This window comes from Pauljensenia sp. UMB6358 (assembly GCF_030216865.1).
GTDB classification, from domain to species: domain Bacteria; phylum Actinomycetota; class Actinomycetes; order Actinomycetales; family Actinomycetaceae; genus Pauljensenia; species Pauljensenia turicensis_A.
Genome location: NZ_JASOMS010000004.1, coordinates 46,880 through 67,919 on the forward strand (window position 1 = coordinate 46,880; position 21,040 = coordinate 67,919).

Annotated in this window: 10 protein-coding genes; 3 read left to right on the plus strand and 7 right to left on the minus strand. The window is 60.1% G+C overall.

Annotation, left to right across the window (positions count from 1 at the left end; genetic code table 11):
- Positions 1 to 119: 119 nt before the first annotated feature.
- On the minus strand, positions 120 to 815 hold the full coding sequence (locus QP381_RS04095) for a FadR/GntR family transcriptional regulator (RefSeq protein WP_285067909.1): 696 nt from the start codon (positions 813 to 815) through the stop codon (positions 120 to 122).
- A gap of 181 nt (positions 816 to 996) precedes the next feature.
- Here QP381_RS04095 and QP381_RS04100 point away from each other — a divergent pair, with 181 nt between their 5' ends.
- Positions 997 to 5,826 (plus strand): InlB B-repeat-containing protein, encoded by a 4,830-nt coding sequence (locus QP381_RS04100; protein ID WP_285067911.1) that lies wholly within the window; start codon positions 997 to 999, stop codon positions 5,824 to 5,826.
- Positions 5,827 to 6,088: 262 nt separating this feature from the next.
- On the opposite strand, the gene QP381_RS04105 is transcribed toward QP381_RS04100, so the two are convergent.
- The 6 genes from QP381_RS04105 to QP381_RS04130 all read right to left on the minus strand — a co-directional run bounded on the left by QP381_RS04105 (position 6,089) and on the right by QP381_RS04130 (position 15,068).
- Positions 6,089 to 9,091 carry a choice-of-anchor M domain-containing protein gene (locus QP381_RS04105; RefSeq protein ID WP_285067912.1) on the minus strand — a complete coding sequence of 1,001 codons (3,003 nt, stop codon included), beginning with the start codon at positions 9,089 to 9,091 and terminating at the stop codon, positions 6,089 to 6,091.
- A gap of 68 nt (positions 9,092 to 9,159) precedes the next feature.
- Positions 9,160 to 10,038, minus strand: a complete 879-nt coding sequence (locus tag QP381_RS04110) for an anchored repeat-type ABC transporter permease subunit (RefSeq protein ID WP_006680879.1) — start codon at positions 10,036 to 10,038, stop codon at positions 9,160 to 9,162.
- Positions 10,035 to 10,757: a metal ABC transporter ATP-binding protein gene (locus tag QP381_RS04115; RefSeq protein WP_103631552.1), complete on the minus strand. Its 723-nt coding sequence runs from the start codon at positions 10,755 to 10,757 to the stop codon at positions 10,035 to 10,037. The genes QP381_RS04110 and QP381_RS04115 overlap by 4 nt, the downstream gene beginning before the upstream one ends.
- Positions 10,754 to 11,749 carry a choice-of-anchor M domain-containing protein gene (locus QP381_RS04120; RefSeq protein ID WP_103631554.1) on the minus strand — a complete coding sequence of 332 codons (996 nt, stop codon included), beginning with the start codon at positions 11,747 to 11,749 and terminating at the stop codon, positions 10,754 to 10,756. The genes QP381_RS04115 and QP381_RS04120 overlap by 4 nt, the downstream gene beginning before the upstream one ends.
- Positions 11,746 to 13,224, minus strand: a complete 1,479-nt coding sequence (locus QP381_RS04125) for an anchored repeat ABC transporter, substrate-binding protein (RefSeq protein WP_285067915.1) — start codon at positions 13,222 to 13,224, stop codon at positions 11,746 to 11,748. The genes QP381_RS04120 and QP381_RS04125 overlap by 4 nt, the downstream gene beginning before the upstream one ends.
- A gap of 167 nt (positions 13,225 to 13,391) precedes the next feature.
- The gene (locus QP381_RS04130; RefSeq protein ID WP_285067916.1) at positions 13,392 to 15,068 is read right to left on the minus strand and encodes a choice-of-anchor M domain-containing protein; all 1,677 of its coding nucleotides are present in this window, start codon (positions 15,066 to 15,068) and stop codon (positions 13,392 to 13,394) included.
- Between the two features lie 396 nt (positions 15,069 to 15,464).
- Here QP381_RS04130 and QP381_RS04135 point away from each other — a divergent pair, with 396 nt between their 5' ends.
- Together QP381_RS04135 and QP381_RS04140 are read left to right on the plus strand one after the other, a co-directional pair.
- Positions 15,465 to 16,805 carry a galactose-binding domain-containing protein gene (locus QP381_RS04135; protein ID WP_285067917.1) on the plus strand — a complete coding sequence of 447 codons (1,341 nt, stop codon included), beginning with the start codon at positions 15,465 to 15,467 and terminating at the stop codon, positions 16,803 to 16,805.
- Positions 16,806 to 17,231: 426 nt separating this feature from the next.
- Complete coding sequence (locus QP381_RS04140) at positions 17,232 to 20,918, plus strand: efflux RND transporter permease subunit (protein WP_285067918.1); 3,687 nt, start codon at positions 17,232 to 17,234, stop codon at positions 20,916 to 20,918.
- Positions 20,919 to 21,040: the final 122 nt, after the last annotated feature.

The window sequence follows — 21,040 nt, forward strand, 5'->3', positions numbered from 1 at the left end:
TCGGGATTCGGGCCCTCTCGTCCGAGCACCATTGCTCAGACCTCTGAGGACTGGTGTCACTATACGCCACGCATCGGCGTGCGCGCAAGTAGTCCTCTGAGGACTTGTGGATTCCGTTCCTACTCGACCGTGTTCGCGAGAAGATCGAGCCGCGTCTGCGTCATGTGCGAGCGCATCGCGTCCTTCGCTGCCTCCTCGTCCTTTGAACGGATCGCGTCGAGGATCGCCCGGTGGTGGTCTTGGGCCCGCCTGCGCACTTCGGGCTGTGAGGCCGTGACGAAGCGGGACTCGTGAAGCGCCTGGGCGAGGGGGGCGAGCACGACCGGCATGAAGGGATTCGCGCTCGCCAGGAGGATGCGCCTGTGGAAATCGAGGTCCGCATCGACGTTCGCCTCGATCTCCCCGGCCGCCGTGGCCTCGTCGATCCGTTCGAGCAGGGACTCGAGGGCCTCGAGGTCCTCGTCTGTGCGGTTGCGCGCGGCGAGACCTGCGGCCCCGACCTCGATCATCCGTCGCAGTTCGACGAGTCGGAGTCCGGCGTCGCGCGGCGAGGACTCGCGCATCGTCAGTGCGATGACCGTCGACAGATCGGTCCACCGGGTCCGCGGCGCGAGGAAAGTGCCGCGTCCCTGCTGCACCTCGAGGACCCCCCGATCCTTGAGGACCTTCACGGCCTCGCGGACGGTGAGGCGGGAGACGTCGAGCTCCTTCGCCAGGTCGACCTCGCCGGGCAGGGCGTCGCCCTCGCGGTACGCGCCCTCGACGATCCTGTCGATCACGGTGTCGACGACCTGTTCGACCAAGTCCTTGCGCATGCCCCCTCCTTCGCTCATTAGGATTCTCCCATAGATGAGGAGGGGCCTCTAGATGAGGAGGGGCCTCTGAGCCTTCTGGGGTGAACGTCCGCCCCGCCCTCGCCGAGCGCCCGACGATTTGAGGTGTCAGGGCGAGCCGGCACTCTTACCCGCCTTAAAGGGTTTGTAAGACAGTGTTTTAATGGCTAAAATAATTAATAGTCAGAAATACCAATATTTGCCTTCAAAAACAAATTATGGCATCAGAGACGGAAAGTCCCCCCCCATGAAAGTTTCGTTCAAGCAAACCCTGTCTCTACTGCTGGCGCTGGCATTGATACTTCCGGTGGCAGTGATGTTTTCCCGGCTGCTGACAGCTGACGCTGCGGAAACCAGCAAATACCAAAATTCCATGGAACTGGAACCGGTGAAGCTTCCTGATGGCAAAACAACGGAAGAGTTCGTCAAGAATCCGGAGCAGCCAGATATCTACACCCTCCGTAGCGATTATCGGGTTGAGAGAGATGGAGACTATGCCATCAACTACCAGCCCTATGTGGCGACCGTAGGGGCAGGTGCTACTCAAGACGAAAAAGGCAAGGTAAATAAGACTATTAGCCTCCCGGATTTCCTGGGTTACGATAAGCCTCAAGGTAATTTCCCTATCGACTACGACACGGTGGTTAACGAAGCTAAAAAGGGCGAACAGAGTGGCGATGATGAATACGGAAAGACCTATCAGAAAACTCGATCCTTTAAGTACCCGGCTGTAAAAAATAGCGTCAAGATCAAGCATGTTTTCCAAGACATCAATGATTTTGACAAATATGGTACAAAACCCGGGGAAACAGAAATAACTGAAACTACTGAGGAAGGTAGCGTCGGTTCCGATCTAGAAGTTAAGCCTTTAGATGAAGCTCAAATAGCGGGTTTTATTCCAGAGGCTGATTCTATTACGGTGCAGGTTCCCCAAGACACGAAGAATTTTTCAGTGGAATACCGTTACAACCGTAACCACTATGACGTCACTTTCGACACCGATGGGGGTGCGGAACTTCCTTCCCGCACTCTGTACTACGGGCAGGTCATCCCCACTCTCGAGAAAAAAGATATTCCCGAAAAAGTGGGAGCTACCTTCCAAGGTTGGAAGCCTTCGATTGACCTAAAAGATGAATCTGGCAAGACGACGTTTAAGGCCGGCGAAGTTATTAAAGACAGCAGCGGGAATGCGATTAAAGATCTCAATGCTAAGCTGATTATTCCGGCTGAAAACGTCAAGTTCACCGCGGCGTGGAAAGATAACGAGAAGGCAGACTATGTAATCCAATTTTGGACGGAAAAGGCCGACTACCCCGAGGGGGCTTCTCTTTTAGAAAAGTACGACTTCGTGGGTACCCATGTGTATAAGGATCAGGCCACCGGTACTCGTCCAGACCTTGAAAATGAGACGGTAAAAGGGGTGGAGTTTCCGGATCTAGATCAGGCGCGGTTAGATAAAATATGGAACAACCAAAGATTTTACCGTGGCGCCTTCCTTTACCTTAATAAATTTTATAAATACAATAAAGATTTAACCGATAAAGAAAACGCTGATCCAAATAGCCCAGACGTAGTAAAGGCGGTTTCTTCCACCGGCAAAACCATTTATAACATCTATTATGATCGCCAGGTGTATGACCTTTACTTTACGAAGTCGAATGCTAAGACGGGTGATCAAGCTGAGTCGACCTTCTATCCGGAAATTTGGAGACACGGTAAAAAGTTAGGGGAACCAGGTAATCCATACCACTTTAAGGCCCGGTTTAACCAGTTGATGACAGAGTGGCCAGATGACGCCCAGGAAACCAAGGGGTTTTCCGAGGGTAAGCAAAGTTTTGGCTGGGGACCAAACTACGTTATTCCAAATTGGCAATACCGCGATACTCCTCCCTACCGGCTCTCGGCTGAAGAGTTTCTCGATATGGCAGCCTACGAGAGACTGGGTGGTTACACTAACGAGATTGATGCCGGAAATGGCGTCACTTTGGACGTCAACTGGAATGCTAAACCGAGAACTTTCACTACTCTTTCCTTTGGTATCGAACAACGGGGTGGTTCCGGAGAAGAAACTCAGCCAATACCTCACCACATGGACTTTTGGATGGATGGGTTTGAGTCCGGAGAGACCATCGTTGACTACAATCTCTATCGAACCAAAGCGGATACCGAAAGTTCAGCCTATGGTCACCCGTACCCAAAGGTGCAGGGCTTTACCCCTTACGGCCTATCCGAACCCTCCCAGAAGCTTACCGAGGATGAGCTTGCTGCTATGAACGAGGAGCGGGCAGATACAACTCCCCTTCCTGACGAAACGGTAATAGACCCCTATGGCAACGAAAAAACCAAGGGCGACATGCAGTTTATGCGCACTTTCTTTAACCGAGCCGATGAATTCGGCGATCCGCGGGCAGAGGAAGGCGAGCCATTTGATAAAAATGGCTATATTCGCTTCCAGTACCACCGGAATAAGTACAAGTTGCGGTTCAACAATGACCCCGCAAACCTCAAGGACGACAGCGAGTACGACGAGACCAATCAGACAGACGTCTTCTACCAAAAACCCTTAAAGGATTTAGACCTAGATAACCCGCAGACCTTAATTGATCTAGAGCTGACGGATCTGGTGGAAAAAGATGACGAGGGAAATGATCGGATTAAGAGGCCTAAGGGCCTCGCACCCCAAATGGTATTTAAGGGTTGGGCGCTAGACCCGGCCGGGCAGAAACTGGTTTGGGAAAACAAGGAAACTATGCCTGTGCACAACCTGGTGCTCTACGCCAAATGGGGGGAACCAGACTATAAGTGGAAGGTAACCTTCGATCCCAATGGGGGCAAGCTAGATCCCATTGAGGAGAAGAATGTTACCACCGCACCTAAGACCATTAAGGAAGGCGATGTCTCTGACCAAAAAGAAGTCACCTACGCGAAAAAGGGTGAAAACGAAGGGGATAAGCAAGTCTTTACTGTAGTGCAGCGGCAAAAACTGGTAGAACCGAATAAACCAACCCGAAAAGGCTATAGCTTCATGGGTTGGGAGGTGCTGCGCTATCAGAAGGATGCCAATACCGGCGAATACACCGACAAAGTGGATACTTCTTATCGGGACACCTATAAAGTTCCGGAACTTTACTCCTACGGTAACGACGTAGTCAGTTCCATTTACCTGAAAGCCATTTGGTTAAAAAATGATATGCAGGATGTAAAGGTTTTCCACCACTTCTTGGATAACGATCTCGCAATTGATAAGACCGTGACGGATAATCCGGCTACAGAAACTAAAGGAAACCAGCGCGCCGAAAAATACGTGGCCGCCATTGGTTCTAAGCAAGATGCCAAATGGATTTTGGCTTCCGATGAAGAATTGCGGAACACCAAAGACGAAGAAACTAAAAAACTCTATGAGGGTTATCAAAAGCTGGCTGGCGAGCATCGGGCAACGAAAGATAACACCTATTTCCAGACGCTTAGGGTAGAACCGAAACAGATTCTAGAAGACGGGAAATTAGTTGATAATCCGAAAGCCAAGGACAATGAGTTCCACTTCTTCTATCGCCCCTTCCGGACCCGTGATTACAAGGTTAACTATGTGGACCAAAGAGCTGAGACAGAGCTGGCGAAAGCCACTACCGATGCGGAAAAGAAAAACATTATAGAGAAGTACCGTATTCTAGACCAGGAAACAGTGACTAGCCTCTGTCGACATTACGATGCCAGAAACTATAAGCCGATAAACGGCTGGAGGCTAACGTCTGCTCCCCAGCAGCAGCTCTTCTACGATGTAGATGAAAAGACTAATGAATTCAAAGGAATCAACGGTACCGGTTCCGATGAGATTACCTTCTACTATCAGGATGTCAGGGTTATTGAGGTGCCCTCAAATAGTCCTACTCCTCCAGACGGGTACGTCCGGGTAACCTTTAAGGCCAGTGAGGGCGGCTCCTTCGGTGCCGGCACAGATGGGAACCCCATCAAAGAAATTAATTACGATGTACTGAAGGGGCTTAAGTCTGATCTGCTTCCAGTTCCCCAAGAATTGGAGAATGGAAAAAAGCCGGACGAGAACAAGCACTATGTCACGCCGGAAGAAGGCAAGAGCTTTAAAGAGTGGGATAAGGAACCACTTTTATCGCCGGGCACGGAGATAAAAGAAAACCATACCTTTACCGCACAGTTTGATTGGTCAGATCTGATGACTAAAGGGGTGGCGACTACCGAGTCCTTTAAGGCATCCGATGACACCTGGATCAATAATTTTGTGCCCACTCTGGATGAGCTGAAGGCAGCTATTCAGCTGCAGAGTAAAGACAAAACCAAGATAACGAAACTGCCTGATGACGCGACGGTAGAGTTCGTAGATGAAAACGGTACCTCCGTAGCCACCCAGAATGATCTTTACACGCTGGTAAAAGAAGAACCGGATTCAAACGAACTTGTTCGTACCGTGAAACTCAAAGCGAAAGTTAAGTTTGCGGGCCGAGAAAAGATTGAAGAGATCGAGTTGCCCATAAGGGTTTATAAGAACCGGTACGATGCGCCCCCTACGGGACCCATGCCAGACTTCTTGAAGCAGGCAACCGATCCTCATGGCGATTTGGCGAAACTCTTGGATGGAAAAACCTATGTAAAGGTGACGGTGGAGCCCTCCAGTCGACTGGACAAGCTGCCTCCTCAGAGCTATTGGGTTAACCCCAAGGCTTGGGTAGAGATTCCCGAGATTGCAGTCAGCGATAAAGATAAGGCCGCAACCGGGTTGAAGCATTGGTCAGCTGATAAAGCTGCCCAAAATGAGGGGCAAGCTAAACTGGGAGTTTATGACTTCACGAAACGGCATAAGTTCAGTGAGGACACGGAGATCACCCCGGTATTTGCAGAAAAAGTGGTGCCCTCCGTACCAGTAACCGGAGCTAATGTGCTGGTTTATCTCTATGCGGCAGCCTTGTTTACTGTAGCTGGCATTGCGCTGGTGATCAGCAGGACCAGGAGGAAAGCGTAGCGGGCATAACCCGCGGGGCTGCTGAAGCTTTGGTGGAGGCTTTGCCAGCGCCAAAGTCAGCGCCAGTGCCAAAGTCAGACTCAAAGTCGAAGTTAGCGCCAGCGCCAAGTTCGCCAGCGGCTCGTTCGGATGAAGAAGTAGGCGGAGGCGCAAACGAAGAAGTAGACGACGAAGCGGCGGCTCGAACCGGGAAGGTCCGGGCCGCCGCTCGGCGCTCACATTTCACTCAGTCACGGGCTGGGTAGTTGATCCGGGAGACGTGTCAGCGAACTCTACGTGCGCGGCCGTTTACGCGCTTGCGCAGGAGAAGCGCCCAGGCGCACGCCCCGACGAGTCCGCTACCGCCGATCCCTACGAGGATCCACTGCCACCAGTTCGAGCCGCTCCCGTACGAGGCGGAACCGCGCTCAGGGTTGAGCAGGGCGCTCACGGGGGCAGCGGGCTTGGCGAGTGCCCGCGTCGTGGACGCTCCTGACTGTGAGGAGTCCGCGAAGTCCAGACCCGCGACGCCGCTCGACTGGGATTCGTCGGCGCTGGAAGCGTCCGATGCGTCGGAGTCGGAGCTCGTTGACTCCGCGCCAGTCGCCGAGTTCGACGACAGTAGTGAGCCGGACACGGTCGACCCACCGGTTACCGGGGTTCCGGTCTGCCCGGCACCCTCGGCGAGGCGTGCGGCGGCCGCGGTCGGGTTCTCGATCGGCGAGGCCGGGGCGCTCGCACTTGCTGAGGGGGAGCCCGTGGACGGTGATCCGGTTGACGGGGAGGTGCCCGGAGCGGGCGTGGGCTGGACAGGCCGCTGCGCACCGTTGTTCGGGTTCGTCCAGTTCCTGTGGGACTCGGCGTTGAGCTTCGCGACGAGTTCGTCGATGGGAAGGGCGTCGCCGGGCTCCGGGTTCGGTGCGGGCGAGGGATCCGGCTCAGGCGAGGGGTTCGGCTCAGCGCCCCTCTTGATGGCGTCGTCGCCGACGAGGAAGATCGCATGGAGCGTCTTCTCGATGGTGGAGCCGTCAGCGAGGTGCGCGGTGTAGACAAAGTCGGTCGAGTAGCGCCCGGGCTTCGTGAAGTAGAAGGCCTGGTGGTCGTGTGATCCAAAGAGGTAGTGGAGGACCATGTCGGGCTTCGTCGAGTCGAGTCGGGGCGTGAATCCCTCAAAGAGGGAGGAGACGCCGGTGACGAGGCGACCTGGGCCGGTGAAGTTCCTCATCGCGACCTCGACGCCCTTGCTTGAGAGCTTCGAGTAGTCGACCCGCTGGGTTGAGAAGCCGACCCAGGGGATGCCCTCGAGCTGGGTCTCGGGCAGACTCCACACACCTTCGGGCGCCGCAGCGGCGAGTTCGCTGTAGCCCTTCGCGCCGGCGGGGATCTTCGCGTGCGTCGAGTCGGGGACGGCGTAGGCGAAGGTTCCGGAGGCGCGGTGGACGGGGTGGCGCGGGTCGGCGGTGTCGTCGACGAAGACCTCCGCCTTCCCGTCCTTCAGGGACATCGCCTGATCCATGTGACCTTCGGTGATGATGTGGATCGCCGAGTCGCCGGGACGGGAAGGGGTGGGCGGGTTGGCAGGATCAGGTATCGAGGGATTGTCGGGCTGAACGCCACCGCTCGGTGGTGCATCGGCATCCGGATTCGCAGGGTTTGGAGAGGGTGAGGGTGAGGGCGCCTCGCCGTTGTTCTCCGCAGTGATCGCGCGCAGCGCCGAGATCGCGGCGTCGCCGACGACGAAGTGAGCGGAGCGGGACTTGTAGGAGAAGTTCCCGTCCTTGTCGCGTGTCTCGATGTTGAAACCGACGGTGTAGACGCCTGGCTTCGTGAAGACGTGGGCGAGGGGAACTGCGGCTGCATCGACGGTGAAGCCGCGGTTGGGGTCGCGCGTCGTATCGAGGGTGACGTTCATCGCCCCGTCGGTGACGGTCCCCGCGATGTAGCGGCCACCCTTGGGGCCGTCGAAGGTGTCGACGGAGTAAACGGCTGGCCCGGAGCGCAGATCGGCGGGCATTTGGGTGAAGTCGAATCCGAGCGATCCGTGCTCACCGGAGGCAGGCAGGACCCAGCGGTCGCCGTCGGCGGTCGTCTGCTTGAGTGAGTCGGGGATTTCGAGGATCGGTTCCCCGGGGATCGACTTGCCGTTCGCGTTCACCTCGAGGGTCACCCGCTTGATCGGCACGCCAGCTCGCACATCGTCTTTGAAAGTCCCCTTGTAGACGTAGTGGGAGGGGGAGGAGGGTGAGGCTGGCGCCTTCGCAGTAGAGCCGAAGAGCGCTTCGATCTGCTTGCGGGCTTCGGCCTGGGTGAAGGGGGGCTCGGGCTCGGCGGGCGTCTCCTCGGTGGAGAGCTCGCCGGAAGCGATCATCTTCTCCTTCACCTGCTCGGTAGTCGTTCCGATCGGAGTGAGGGAGGTTGTGGTGCCTTCGGGCAGACCGACCTCAGCATCGGAGCCGACGAGCCACGTGATGGTCGAGGGCAAGGAATTAACGGCTCTCTGGGTCAAGGTGGACGTGTAGGAGGCAACCATGTCCAGCCGGTAGACGCCCGCTTTCGAGAAGGTCCAGTTCCAGTGGCCGTGGGAGCCAGCCTGGAGGGAGAGCGGCGCGAGCGAGGGGTCGGAAGAGAGCCCTCGACTCAGGGAGTTCGTGCCGACGGTGCGCCACACCTCGACGGCTCCGGGCCCGGAGGAATTCGCGATCGAGAGCTTCACCTCGTCAAGAAGGATCCCCTCGGGCTGGGCGACCTCGTGCGCCGTGTCGAAGGCGCCGATGCCAGCCCAGACGGGACGCCAGTTGTCGATCTGCTCCTGGGGGGCACGCCAGACAATGTCGCCGGGCTTGCCAATGAAGTTGAAGAGGCCACCCGAGGGGACGACCATGCGCGAGACTTCCTGGGAGTCGGAGGTGCGCGCGTCGGGGGCGAGTCGGACGCAGACGGAGTTTGGGTCCTTGACGACTTTGCGCCCGTCGACAACAGTAACGGTGAAGGTGTCGTCGACACGGGTGACGTAGGCGGCGTCAACATGCGCGTGGTGGAGGAGCTTGCGGCCAGCGCACACGTGGGGAACGCGACCGTCGGGCCCAGGGGTCGCCTCCGGGTCGGCGCCGGGCGAGCCCGCAGGAACCGTGAGGTCGGCGGGCACGAGGTCCCCGTAGCCAGCCTCTCCGGGCAGGTGCTCGGGATCGTCGGGCGCTCCGGGGGACGAGGGTGCGGCCTCAGCGTTGGTCGAGCCGGAGGCGTACTCCGTGGGAGAGGTCGTTTCTGACGGGACTGCGTGCGCCACGGGTGCGGTGAGTATAGGCGCGGCGAGCAGGGCGGCCGCGGTGAGGAGTCCGGTGAACGGCAGGGGCCTCATGCGAGTGTCCTTTCTGTGGTCTGCGCCACCGGTCGGGCGCGAAGAAGGAGTCCGCGCCCGGGCGAGAGGAGCTGAGCGAGGACGAAGAAGAGGGTCGCGACGAGGACGATCGCCGCGCCCGAGGGGATGTTGAGCGACCAGGAGGCCCAGATGCCGAGGAAGGCAGAGACGGCACCGATGACCGGGCCGATGAGCATCATGGGGACGACACGGTCGGTGAGGAGTCGTGCGGTCGCCGCGGGAGCGATGAGAAGCGAGAGGACGAGGACGTTCCCAATCGTCTGGATGGAGACAACGACGGCAGTAGCGATGGCGAGGTGGAGAAGCAAATCGATTCGCCCAACGTGCAGGCCCGCCGAGATCGCGAAATCGCGGTCGACACTTACGAGAACGATCCGGTCGTGGAAGAGCGCGAGGGCGATGCCGATTGCGGCGCACGCCCCGAGGGAGATGAGGACATCGGTGTTCGTCACGCCGGTGAGCGACCCGAAGAGGAGCGACTCAAGGGATCCCGTGTAGCCAGGCGTTCGTGCGACGACGACGAGGCCAAGGGCGAAAGCGGCGGCGAAGAAGACGCCGATGACGGAGTCTTCGCCGACCCGGCGGTTCTGGGAGAAGACGGAGATGAGGATCGCGACGAGGATCCCGGCTGCGGCTCCTCCCAGGAGGATCGACCCCTGGAGCGCGAAGGCGATCGCGATTCCGGGGAATACAGCGTGTGAGAGCGCATCGCCGACGAAGGAGAGTCCGCGCAGGACGACGTGCGCGCCGACGAGGCCACAGACGAGTGAGGAGAGGACAGCGATGAGGAGCGCCCTCGGGAGGAAAGCGAGCGAGGGGTTTGCGAGGTCGGAGAGGAAGTCGAGGAGGCTCATCGGCGCACCATCCCGAGGGAGCGGAGGAGTGCGGAGTCCTTAGAGACGTGGAAGGTCTCCATCCACGGCTCCGGCGAGCAGAGGGTGGAGGGCTCGCCCTCGGCCCTCACAGTCCCGTTGAGCATGACGAGTCGGTGGCAGATATCGACGGCCTGCCCGAGGTCGTGCGTTGACATGAGGATTCCGACTCCTGAACGGGCGAGGTCAACGAAGAGGCGAGATAGCGCGTCCTGATTCGGGTGATCAAGCCCGGTGAAGGGCTCATCGAGGAGGAGCAGACGCGGCGAGGTAACGAGCGCCCGGGCGACGAGGATCCTCTGCTTCTGACCGCCCGAGGTCTCGTTGATCGTCCGGTTGCGGAACGCGTACATTCCGACTGCGTCGAGAGCCCGGTAGACGGCCTCAAGGCGCGTCGCACCTCGAGGCGCGCGACGCTGACCGGTGAAGGCGGTCGCGACGAGCTGGGCGGCGCTCATCGGATAGTTCCAGTCGAGATCCTGGCGCTGCGGGACGTAGCCGATGACCGAGCCGCTCGCCTCGATGCTCCCGCGGTAGGGGATGAGTCCCATGATCGCGCGCATGAGCGTCGTCTTGCCAGCCCCGTTCGGCCCGATGAGGCCGACAAGCTCGCCCTCGTCGACTCGAAGGGACACATCCTCAAGGATCGTCCGCCCGCCAAGGTCGACGCGCAGGCTGGACACCTCCAGTGCGCGACTCATCGCTGAGACCCCCGGTCGTCGGCATCATCGGATGCTTCCGGCTTCGGCTCGACGGAGCCGGAAGTCCCATCCTCGACGATCCTCTCAGCGACCCGCTCGCGCTCGTGGCTGCGGCGACGGGCGACGAGGACGAGAGCGACAAGGACGAGGGTTGTGGCGCCGAGCCCCGCGGCGATCCACAGCGGGAGAACGGTCGAGCGGTCGACGGCCGACGGCGAGTCAACGGGAGCGGGCGACTCAGGGGCGTTCGAGACGCTCCACTGGGCTTCGAGTGCCTTCTGCGCGTCGGCGGCGTCCCCGACGGCAAAGCGGAGGACGCGAGTGTCCTCGACAGTGGTGCCGTCGGTGAGCTGGGCCTGGATGCTGAGGCGGATAAGGTGGATCCCCGGTTGCGTGAAAACCCAGTTCGCGTGGGTGTGCGTGTTTGCGTCAACGTGGATCGGCTGCGAGTTCGGCTTCGTCGAGTTCCACAGCTGCTGGGGGCCGGAGAAGTTTCCGGCCTGGACGAAGGCGTGGAAGTCCCCCTCGCCCTCGTGTCCCTCGAAGACGAGGGTCGCGCCCTGGGCGAGTCTGCCGACGACCTCGGGGTCCTGGGTGTTCCAGCCGAGCCACACGACGTTGGCGATCTCAGACTGGGGGACGGCCCAGACCGGGCCGTTCGCCGAGATAAAGGAGTACTGGTCGTCGGCGGGGAGTTCGAGTTTCGCGGCGTCGGAGACTCGTAGGACGACGTCGTCAAGGTGGCGCCAGGTCGGCGTCTGAGCGGAGTCGTCGCGGGCGAGGAAGGTCCACGTGCCGTCGAGGAACTTCGGTCCGAGGTCGACGTGCCCGGCGGAGATCTCGACAGGCGTGCCTTCGGGGGCGACGGTCTCGTTCGAGTCGACAACCTGGGTGAGGGCGGGGTCCTGCGTCGTCGTGTCTGTGGCGACTGAGGCGGGGGCCAGGGCGATGAGAGCCGCGGTGGCGAGCGCGAGTGCGTGCGTGAGTTTCACTGGTCTCCTCGGGTGGGATTCGGGATGGATGCCTCCGACTCGAAGGGCCAGGCGGGTAGCGAGGCGGGGTCGAGGCAGGACTTGATCGAGCGCGTGTTGAACACCATGAGGTCGAGGTAAGTGGGGACCTCGTCGGTGAGCGTGTCGGAGTGGAGCGAGCAGACGGACTTACCGGTCGTGTGCGCGAGTGCGACGAGCTCGCCGAGGTGGGAGCGGGAGATCGGTTCGAGGAAGACTCCGGCGGCTGGCGTCTGCTCGAGGACACGCGTGAGGTTAGCGAGTTGGAGGGCCGAGGGCTCGAGGGACGGGTTCGGCGCGACAAACCCGCCGATCCGCAGCCCGTAGGCCTTCGCGTAGTAGCCGAAGGAGTCGTGCGCGGTCACGAGGGTACGGCTCTTCTCAGGGATAGTGGCGACGACTTCGCGGATCCACCGGTTGAGGGCCTCAAGTTCGGCGTCGCGGGCGACAGCGTTCGCCCGATACTCGGCCGCGCGCGAGGGATCGAGGGCGGCGAGGCGGTCGGCGATGAGGTCAGTGTAGGCGATGGCGTTCTTCACGTCGTGCCACATGTGCGGGTCGATCTCACCGTGGACGTGGGTTCCGATAACGGCCTGGGCGAGGATGCGGGCGGAGGTGCCTGGTTCGGCGAGGAAACGCCACCGATTGTCGGGGATCGTGGTCGTCGTCGTGTCCGGGACGGCGATGACGATCCGGTCGGGGTCGAGGTCGCCTGCGGGGGCGTCTGCGCGCAGGGTCATCGAGCCCTCAAGCTTCGCTGTGAGATCGGCGTGCCCGGAGTCGAGGACGCTCCGCCCGGTGGAGTGCGGGTCGACGCCGACGGCGAAGACGAGGGTCTTCTCACCGAGCGGAGTGTCGCTCGTCGGCGAGTGGAGCGTCGCCCGCAGAGAGAGCGAGTAGACGCCGGGCTCGGTGAAACCCCACGACATGTGGGTGTGAGCGTTGGTCGGGAGTTCGACGCGGTCGTTCGAGTCGATCCCATCCTTCGAGGCGATCCACGGGCGCGGTTCGCCGAAGGTGCCGGTCGTGAAGGCGGCGAGGTCACCGGGGCCGGTCGCCGAGACTGCTTCGAAGGAGACGGTTGAGTCGGTTGAGGCGCGTCCGTCGACGCGCAGCCCGAGCCAGATCGTCGCGAGAGAGAGGTCCTCGACGAGGGGAATCGGACGTGCGCCGAAGGGGACGGACTCTTCGCCGAGGGCGACGTGCTGGGCGCCCTTTGGGAGGTTCGCGTCGATGGAGGAGGTGAGTGCGCTCTGCTCGAGGAGCAGTCCGTTGGAGAAAGCGATGTCGGCGTGCGCGATGTCGCGGAGGGCCGCCATCGAGGGCTCGAAGGAGTGCGGATCAACGCTTGCGGGGACGAGCGTCGCGATGCGCGCTCGCGGGGCGACCGCGCGCACGAGGTCGGCGATGATCGGCGTCGTCGCAACGATCCGAGGCTGCGACCCGTCATCGGCCACATCAGCACTGCCAGGTGCAGCGGACTCTGATTGTGCGCCGGGAGTCTCTTCGGCAGAGACTCCGTCGTCCGCGAGGGTGGGGGCACACGCGCCGAGGAGTAGCGAAGGAGCGCCGATGAGGAGGGAGAGTACGAGGACACCCCCAGCGCGACGCGCTCGGGTGCGCCTCACCTTCTTGCCCACCGTCGTGCGGCGAGCCCAGCGAGGGCGAGGAGCGAGGCGAGGACGACCGGGGTGGCGGAGCGTGCGCCGGTCGATGCGAGACCGCCGGGAAGGGCTGAGCCGTCGACGATCTTACCCTCGGCGCGCAGACGATCGATCGTCGCCTGGTCGAGTTCGCAGGGGTGCCCGTCGGCGGTGCGGCCGACGTAGACGGTCGTCGAGCCTGAGCTGCTACCGCCGAACCAGCGGGCGCCGACGAGCGAACCGAAGTTGCCGGACTCGAAGACGGCGAGTGAACCGGGGCCGGAGACACCGTTGAGCGTCCAGGTGACATCGCCGGTCGTGCGGGCGAGGAGGCTGGGGTGCATCGTGTTTGCGCCGAGCCACGGGACGGAGGGGACCTGGCTTGAGGAGATCATCCAGATCTTCTGACCCTGCTTCGCGATGAACTCGATACCGGCGGGTGCAGTCGTCTCGGCTGCGGAGCCAAGCCCGAAAACGAGGGAGGAGGGAGCGACCCAGCGCGCGGGCTGTGAGCGGTCGTCTTTGACGAGCATGGAGATCGACGAGGGGCTGGCACTCGTCCCGATGTCGAAGTGGCCGGAGTCGGCGTTTCCGGCACCGCCGACGTTGAAGGAGAGGATGCCGGAGGTCGAGACACGGGCACCGGACTTCAGGGTCGTGGTCTGGGTGATCGAGACTTTGTAGAGGCCGGGGGCGGTGAAAACCCAGTTCGGGTGGACGTGGGTGTTCGCTCGTATCGTGTGGGATCCGCCGACTGCAGTGCCGCTCCCGTTCGAGGTGACGGGGGTGGGGAGGCACTGCTCGGCGGCTGGCTGTACGGGCGCTTGGGGGGCGGTGGACTGAGGCGCTGGCGCTGGCGCTGGCGCGGGGGTCGGGGTCGATCCGGTGCCGGGCGTCGACGGCTCGACGGGAGCCGACGCTCGGGGGGTGGCCTGCGCGATCGCGGTGGCGCCCACGGCGAAGGTGTAGGAGGCTCGGTCGGAGACGAGGCGCCCGTTGGGGGTATCGACCTCGCCGTGGAGAGTGAGGGAGTAGGTGCCCGCGTCTGTGAAGAGCCAGTTCGCGTGCTCGTGGGCGGGCGCGTTCTGGAGGATCGAGCGCCCGGGAGCGGCCTCGAGGGAGCCCTGCTCGAAGATCGGGGAGGTCGCGCCGAATGCGGCCGAGCGCCAGAGGAAGATACGACCAGGCCCAGAGACCTCGTCGATGACGAGGCGGATCGCGGTTGGGCGCAGAGGGGCGATGGCGTTCGAGTCCCAACCGGGCCACAGGAGAGCGGGATTCTCGGACTGGGGGAGTGCGTAGCCGGCGGTTCCAACGCCTTCGATCTTTTTGGTCGCGCTCGTTTTCGTGGCGTCGGTGACACCGAGGACGAGCTTTGCGGGGTTGTGGTAGGTCGGTGCGCCCGGGGTGGTGACGTCCTCCTTGGCGACGAGGGAGATCGTCGGCCCGTTGGGGACGAGGGTGAAGACGTCGGTGTGCCCGTGGGTGAGGAGCGCTTTTGTCGTTGATTCTCCGCTCTGCGGGTCTGGCGCAGCGATCGTCGGCGTAGCAAAGAGCGCGAGGGTGAGGAGCGCGGTGAACAGGGCGAGGAGGGGATGAATCCCGCGGTGGGTGGCGCGCATGATGAACCTTCTAGCAATAATGAGAATGACTCGCATTATCGTACGGGGTTGTCTGCGAACCGCGCAACCTCGAGTGTGAGGTCCGGATCACGCTCGCCGCGTGTAAGGATGCGAGAAGAGTAATTGGTGCCGTCGAGGGGGTGGGCCTGCGCCCACCGCTACATCTGTGGACAACGTCGACGCGATGCCTGAGTCGGCTGGATATGCTTCCGCAATCATCGCAGGCCCCACTTAGGCCTGCGACAACAAACCACCCATCACACAATGAACCAACCAGCTCGAACAGTGCACCTAGGGGTAAGTGTGAGTAACATGTGATTCTTCTTTCAAACGATGTAATAATCGATCGATAACCACTATCGTGGGAGCGCCTCAATAAGGATCGGCCGACGACAGAGTTCATTGGCGAGAAGCATTTCGAAAGGTAAGAAGGTGAACTTCACGAGAACTATTTTGGGTGGGGCGATGGTTGCCGCACTCGCGCTCACGGGCGCAGTATCCCCGACCCTCGCGGCTCCAGAGAACCTTGCGCTCGGCAAGACAGCGACGCAGGTTTCGACCGGTTGGTACGCCCCCGCCTCGCGCGCCAATGACGGTATAACCGATGGAGTCTTCGACAATGGTTCCGTCTCGCACACTAACTATGCGACCAACCCGTGGTGGCAGGTTGACCTCGGCGAAGAGTTCGCGCTCTCGAACGTCAACGTCTGGAATCGCTCGGACCGCAACCCCTGCCAAAAGGGGGCCTGCTATGAGAGCCTGAAGGACTTCTGGGTCGTCGCCTCCCGCGACGAGGAACTACTGTCCAAGTTTGATCCGAACCGCCCGCTTGCCGATGGCGTGAAGGCGCTCAAGGTCGACGGCGTCGGTGGCTTCCCGTCGAGCGTCGATTTCGGCGGCTTCCAGGCGCGTTATGTGCGCGTTATCCTGCCGGGTCCCTACACCCAGCTTGCGCTCGCAGAGGTCGAGGTCTTCGGTGAAAAGATCGTTAACGGAGAAGCACCGCACATCTCGCCAATTTCGATCGAGTCGGACGACATGGATAAGGTCGAGATAGCGGGAGACGATCAGTTCCGCACCATCACCGCACCCGAGGGGACGATCCTCGACCTTACGGCCGATGTGACGGGCGATCCCGCCCCGGATCTTCAGTGGCAGATCAAGGAGAAGGGCTTGAACCAGTGGGTTGAGCTCGACGGCGACACTGGCCGGGACACGTCGATCGCGGTCACTCCCGGCACCGACGGTGCCCAGATCCGCCTGCTCGCGACGAACTCCACCGGAACCGTCGAGTCCGGGATCGTCGAGCTCAAGCTGAAGGCCGCAGAGCCCGCCCCGAACCCGAACCCAGGGCCTGGAGTGAACCCGAACCCCGCCCCAACCGTTACCCTCGAGAAGAGCACCGCAAAGATCGGCGAGAGCATCGAGATCGTCGGAACGGGCTTCACTGCCGGTCACGAGATCAGCGCGGTTCTCCACTCCGATCCGATCACGATTGGTACCGCAGTCGCGGACGAGCGCGGAGTCGTGCGCTTCTCGTACACGATTCCCGCGACGACGCCGATCGGATCCCATGAGATCATTCTCACCGATGCGGCGACCGGGGTCAGCGTCAAGGTGCCTCTCCTCATCGAGGCCGCAACGGCCAAGGCCAAGGAGGCTAAAGGTGGCCTTGCCAAGACCGGCGCCGATGTGGCGGGTCTTATGACTCTCGCCGCGCTCTTTGCCACGACTGGAGCCGTTGTTTCGACGCGTGCCAAGCGCAGGAGCTGAGCGAGTAGTCGCAGAAAACGGCGTGAGCGGGTCGCCCCTCGGGGCGACCCGCTTCGTCATGCGCGGAGCATTGCTAGATTTGTGAGTGTTTGGCGGTGCAGAACAGAGCATTGTGACCCGCCAAAGGTCGAGAAAGCCGCCACATGCGTGTTGGAGGCGGAGGCCGCCACTCACTGTACTGTTCGGGGAGGTTGGTTTGTGTGATGGGTGGGAGGTTCTCGCAGGTTGAGTGGGTGTGTGGTGATTGTGGAAGTGGATTCAGGTGGCCACAGCATCGCGCCGCGGTTGTTCTGAGGTGAGGTGTAGCATCGGGCGTAGGCTCAGCCCGTCAACCGAGCCCTCACCTGCCCGGATTCGCTAGCGTGTCGCACACGCCACCAGGTACCGTGTAAAAATCCGCATGTAATGGAGCAAACGGAGTCGTCAGTGCTGACCGCAAGTGCCAATTTCTTGGTGAGGTTCCGCCATCTGATCTTTGTCATCATGGTGGTGGCGACCGGTGCGTGCGCTGTCTTGACTCCCAGGGTTGGCGTTATCAATGACATGGTGGAGTTCCTGCCCGCGACCTCCCAGATGCGTGCCGGCACCGACATCATGGAGGCTGAGTTCCCCGGCTCCATGGACACGTCGTCGACGCGCGTCATGTTCACCGGCCTGACAGCTTCCGAAGAAGAGTCGACTTTGGCGAAGCTTCAGGCGATCCCGAATGTTGATTCGGTGGGGTACGAGGCTCGGACTGAGGATTCAGACGGGATTTATCACCAGGGTGATCACACTCTGTTCATTGTTGAGTCCAAGCATGCTTATGGGTCGGCAGAAGACGCGGCGATCCAGCAGGCACTCACCGATCACTTCGCGATCAAGGGTGCGTTGATTGAGTCGGATAACCCGTCACCGACCTCAGAGCTTCCATTGTGGATCGTGATGGTTGCTGTTGGTTTGCTTGCACTGATCCTGTTTGCGATGTGCGCGTCCTGGCTTGAGCCGATTCTGTTCTTGGTCACGATAGGTATGGCCGTTGTCCTGAATTTGGGGACGAACCTGATTCGTGGGTCGATCGCAGATGTGACTTTCACGATCGGAGCGATCCTTCAGCTGGTCTTGTCCATGGATTATTCGATCATCCTGATGAATCGCTACCGCCAGGAGAAGACGCCTGATGGGTCGCGCCCAGAGGCGATGGTGCGCGCAATGCGGGGGGCTTTTTCGTCGATCGTTTCTTCGTCGATGACCACGGTTGTTGGCCTACTGATGCTCTGTTTCATGTCTTTGCTGATCGGCATGGATTTGGGTATTGCTTTGGCCAAGGGTGTGTTCTTGTCGATGGTGAGCGTGTTTACGATTCTGCCGACGCTGATCCTGTGGTGCGATAGGGCGATTGAGAAGACCGCGAAGCCTTATCTTCGGGCAAACTTTCATCCTCTTGCACGGTTCGAATATAAAGCTCGTATTCCGATCCTCGTCGCCTTCATTGCTTTATTCGCTGGCGGTGGCGTGATGGCTGGAGGCACGCCGGTTGCGTACACGCTGGCGAAGGCGGATCCGATTGCGGATGTTTTCGAGAAGGAAAACTCGATTGTTCTTCTGTATCGCAATGACGATGATGCGATTGCGGGCCAGCTAGCTGAGCGTATTTCCGATACTGATGGGGTTCGCTCTGTCATGTCTCAACCGACGACGATCGGACGCCAGCGTTCCGTCGACGATATGTCTGTTGCCCTGAGCGAAATGGGGAGTGAGGACCTGAGTTTCGACTCGGACATGCTGTCTCTAGTCTACTTCTTAGCGCATGACGGCCAGACAACTGAGCGTATGAGTCTGCCGGCGTTCATTTCTTTCATTCGCAATAATCGGCTGATCGTGTCACGCACGGATGAAGACACGTTGAATTCGCTGGCGCAGCTGGAGCCCTATCTTGACCGTGATGCTCTGTTGGGGGTGCGAGGCCCCGCAGATTTGGCGAACTTCCTGGGGATGAGCGAATCTGAGGCGCGCGGAATCTACCTGTATCACGCGATCTCGAACCCAAATATTTCGGCCGATTCGATGACGCTTGGCCAGTTCGCTGACTTCATCGTCAACGACGTGCCGAACACTCAATACGCGCCCATGGTCAGTGGTGATGCGCGGGCTCAAGCGGAAAACCTGCAACGTTTCACCGATGCTCAGGCGATGACCACTCCGATTTCTTTCAAACAGATGGCGAATCTGCTGGAGATTGATTCGTCGCAGGTGCGCCTGCTCTACGCGAAGAAGAAAGCTGAAACAGGGGAGTACGCGAACGATTCGCGAACACTGAGGGCTTATGTTGAAGCGCTCAACGCGGTTGCAACAAACGAACCGCAGGTCAGTGCCCAAATGGGGGAGAGGTCAGCGCAGCTGGCAAGCCTGATGGCATTGACTGATACCACAACGCTCGCTACGCCGATGGATGCGCAGGGGCTGGCTCAGCTCCTGTCAATGGAGCCCGAACAGGTGGGGCAGATCCTTGCAATGCGCGCCATGCTTTTGGGTCACAACCCTGCAACCGCGACTACGGCCAGCCCGTGGGAGATGATCGATTTCCTGAACACGCAGGTCCAGGCGGGAGAAGCATCTCCGCTGGCGGGCTCTCTGACCGACGACCAAAAAGCGGGCATCGAGCAGATGTATCAGATCGCTTCCCTTGCCGTGTCCGGTCAGCAGATCCCACTGTCAACGTTCGCGTCCATCGTGTCGATGAACTCGGCTCAGCTTCAGGTGATCATGGCGATTGCGGACTCGCCCGCCCATGCGACCGACTGGCTCTACACTCCGCAGACGATTGCCTCTGACTTGGCGAATGACTCGTCCCTGTCAGAACAACAGCAAGCCGAGGTCTCCACCTTGCATTCGATCATCGATGCTTCGGTTGCGGGCACCTACTTTACGCCCAGGCAATTGGCGAGTTTCCTTGGCATGGACGCCAACCAAGTTCGTCAGCTTTCCCTGCTCCGCACCTCGATGTACGGCGATACGAGTTCGTGGAATATGAGCGCCTATGACGCCGTGAGCTTCATCCTCGACACGATGGCGTACGACCCTCAAACGTCCGGGAATTTCAGCGAAAGCCAGGTGAGCCAGCTGAGTGCCCTGCGTCAGGTCATGCGCGCTGTCGTTGACGACAGTCAGCTGAACCCAACTGAGATGACAAGCCTGCTGGGACAGCTTTCGGCGCTGACCGCTTCAAGTCGCTCGCTCGATACGAACCACGTCGCGCTTGCCTACCTGATTCACGGCGCGCAAACGGCAACAGATCGGGGTGAAACTGCTGGTCAGACACTATCGATCGCGCAATTGGTGGACACGCTGAATACGCAGATTTTGGATGATGCGCGCTTTTCTTCGTTCATCGACGACAAGACGCGCACGGCAATCACCGACGCATCACACCAGATCCGACAGGCCAGAATTCAACTGGTCGGGGACACCTGGTCACGGATGGTCATCACTACGACCCTGCCTGAAGAATCCGATGCGACCGAAGCGTTGATCGGCCAACTGGAATCGGCGTGCGCGGAGGATCTGGGCGGGAACTGCTACCTGGTCGGCAACTCGGTGTTGGTGCACGAGCTCAAGTCGTCTTTCGATTCGGAAATGAGTCTGATCCAGTGGCTGACTGCCGGCTCAATCTTCCTTGTCGTCGCGCTGACCTTCCTGTCGCTGTCGGTTCCGTTGCTACTGGTTCTGCTGGTTCAGTGCGGCGTTTTCCTGACGATCGCCACGATCGGACTGCAGGGATACGACAATTACTATTTGGCCCAGCTGATGGTGCAGTGCATTTTGATGGGTGCGACGATCGACTACGGCATCCTGCTGACAAGCCAGTATCGCGAGGGTCGGAAAGAACTTGATATCCGGCATGCACTGGCTCGCGCATACGACAATTCGATGCACACGATCGCAACGTCCGGGTCAATCATGATCCTCGTGACCGGCATTCTTGGCTTCCTATTTGAGAACCCGACGATCGCGCAGATCTGTCGCACCATTTCGATCGGCGCGTTGTGTGCGTCCGCGCTGATTATCTTTGTCCTGCCGGCGTTACTTGCTTTGGGGGATAGGTTCTTCGCAGGTCGTGAGCGTCTGCGCTGATAAGTATCGCGCTGATGCCCGTCTGCGCTGATAATCCTCGCGCTGACGATCGTCTGCACTCACAGTCATATGCTCTGAAAAGTGCTTGCGCTCAGAACCACCGGCGCTGAGACTGGCGAGAA

What these genes read in the sequence shown, in the direction of transcription:
- QP381_RS04100 (WP_285067911.1), top strand. Translation starts at nt 997, where the DNA reads ATGGCTAAAATAATTAATAGTCAGAAATACCAATATTTGCCTTCAAAA.
- QP381_RS04115 (WP_103631552.1), bottom strand. Translation starts at nt 10,757, where the DNA reads ATGAGTCGCGCACTGGAGGTGTCCAGCCTGCGCGTCGACCTTGGCGGG.
- QP381_RS04130 (WP_285067916.1), bottom strand. Translation starts at nt 15,068, where the DNA reads ATGCGAGTCATTCTCATTATTGCTAGAAGGTTCATCATGCGCGCCACC.
- QP381_RS04110 (WP_006680879.1), bottom strand. Translation starts at nt 10,038, where the DNA reads ATGAGCCTCCTCGACTTCCTCTCCGACCTCGCAAACCCCTCGCTCGCT.
- QP381_RS04095 (WP_285067909.1), bottom strand. Translation starts at nt 815, where the DNA reads ATGCGCAAGGACTTGGTCGAACAGGTCGTCGACACCGTGATCGACAGG.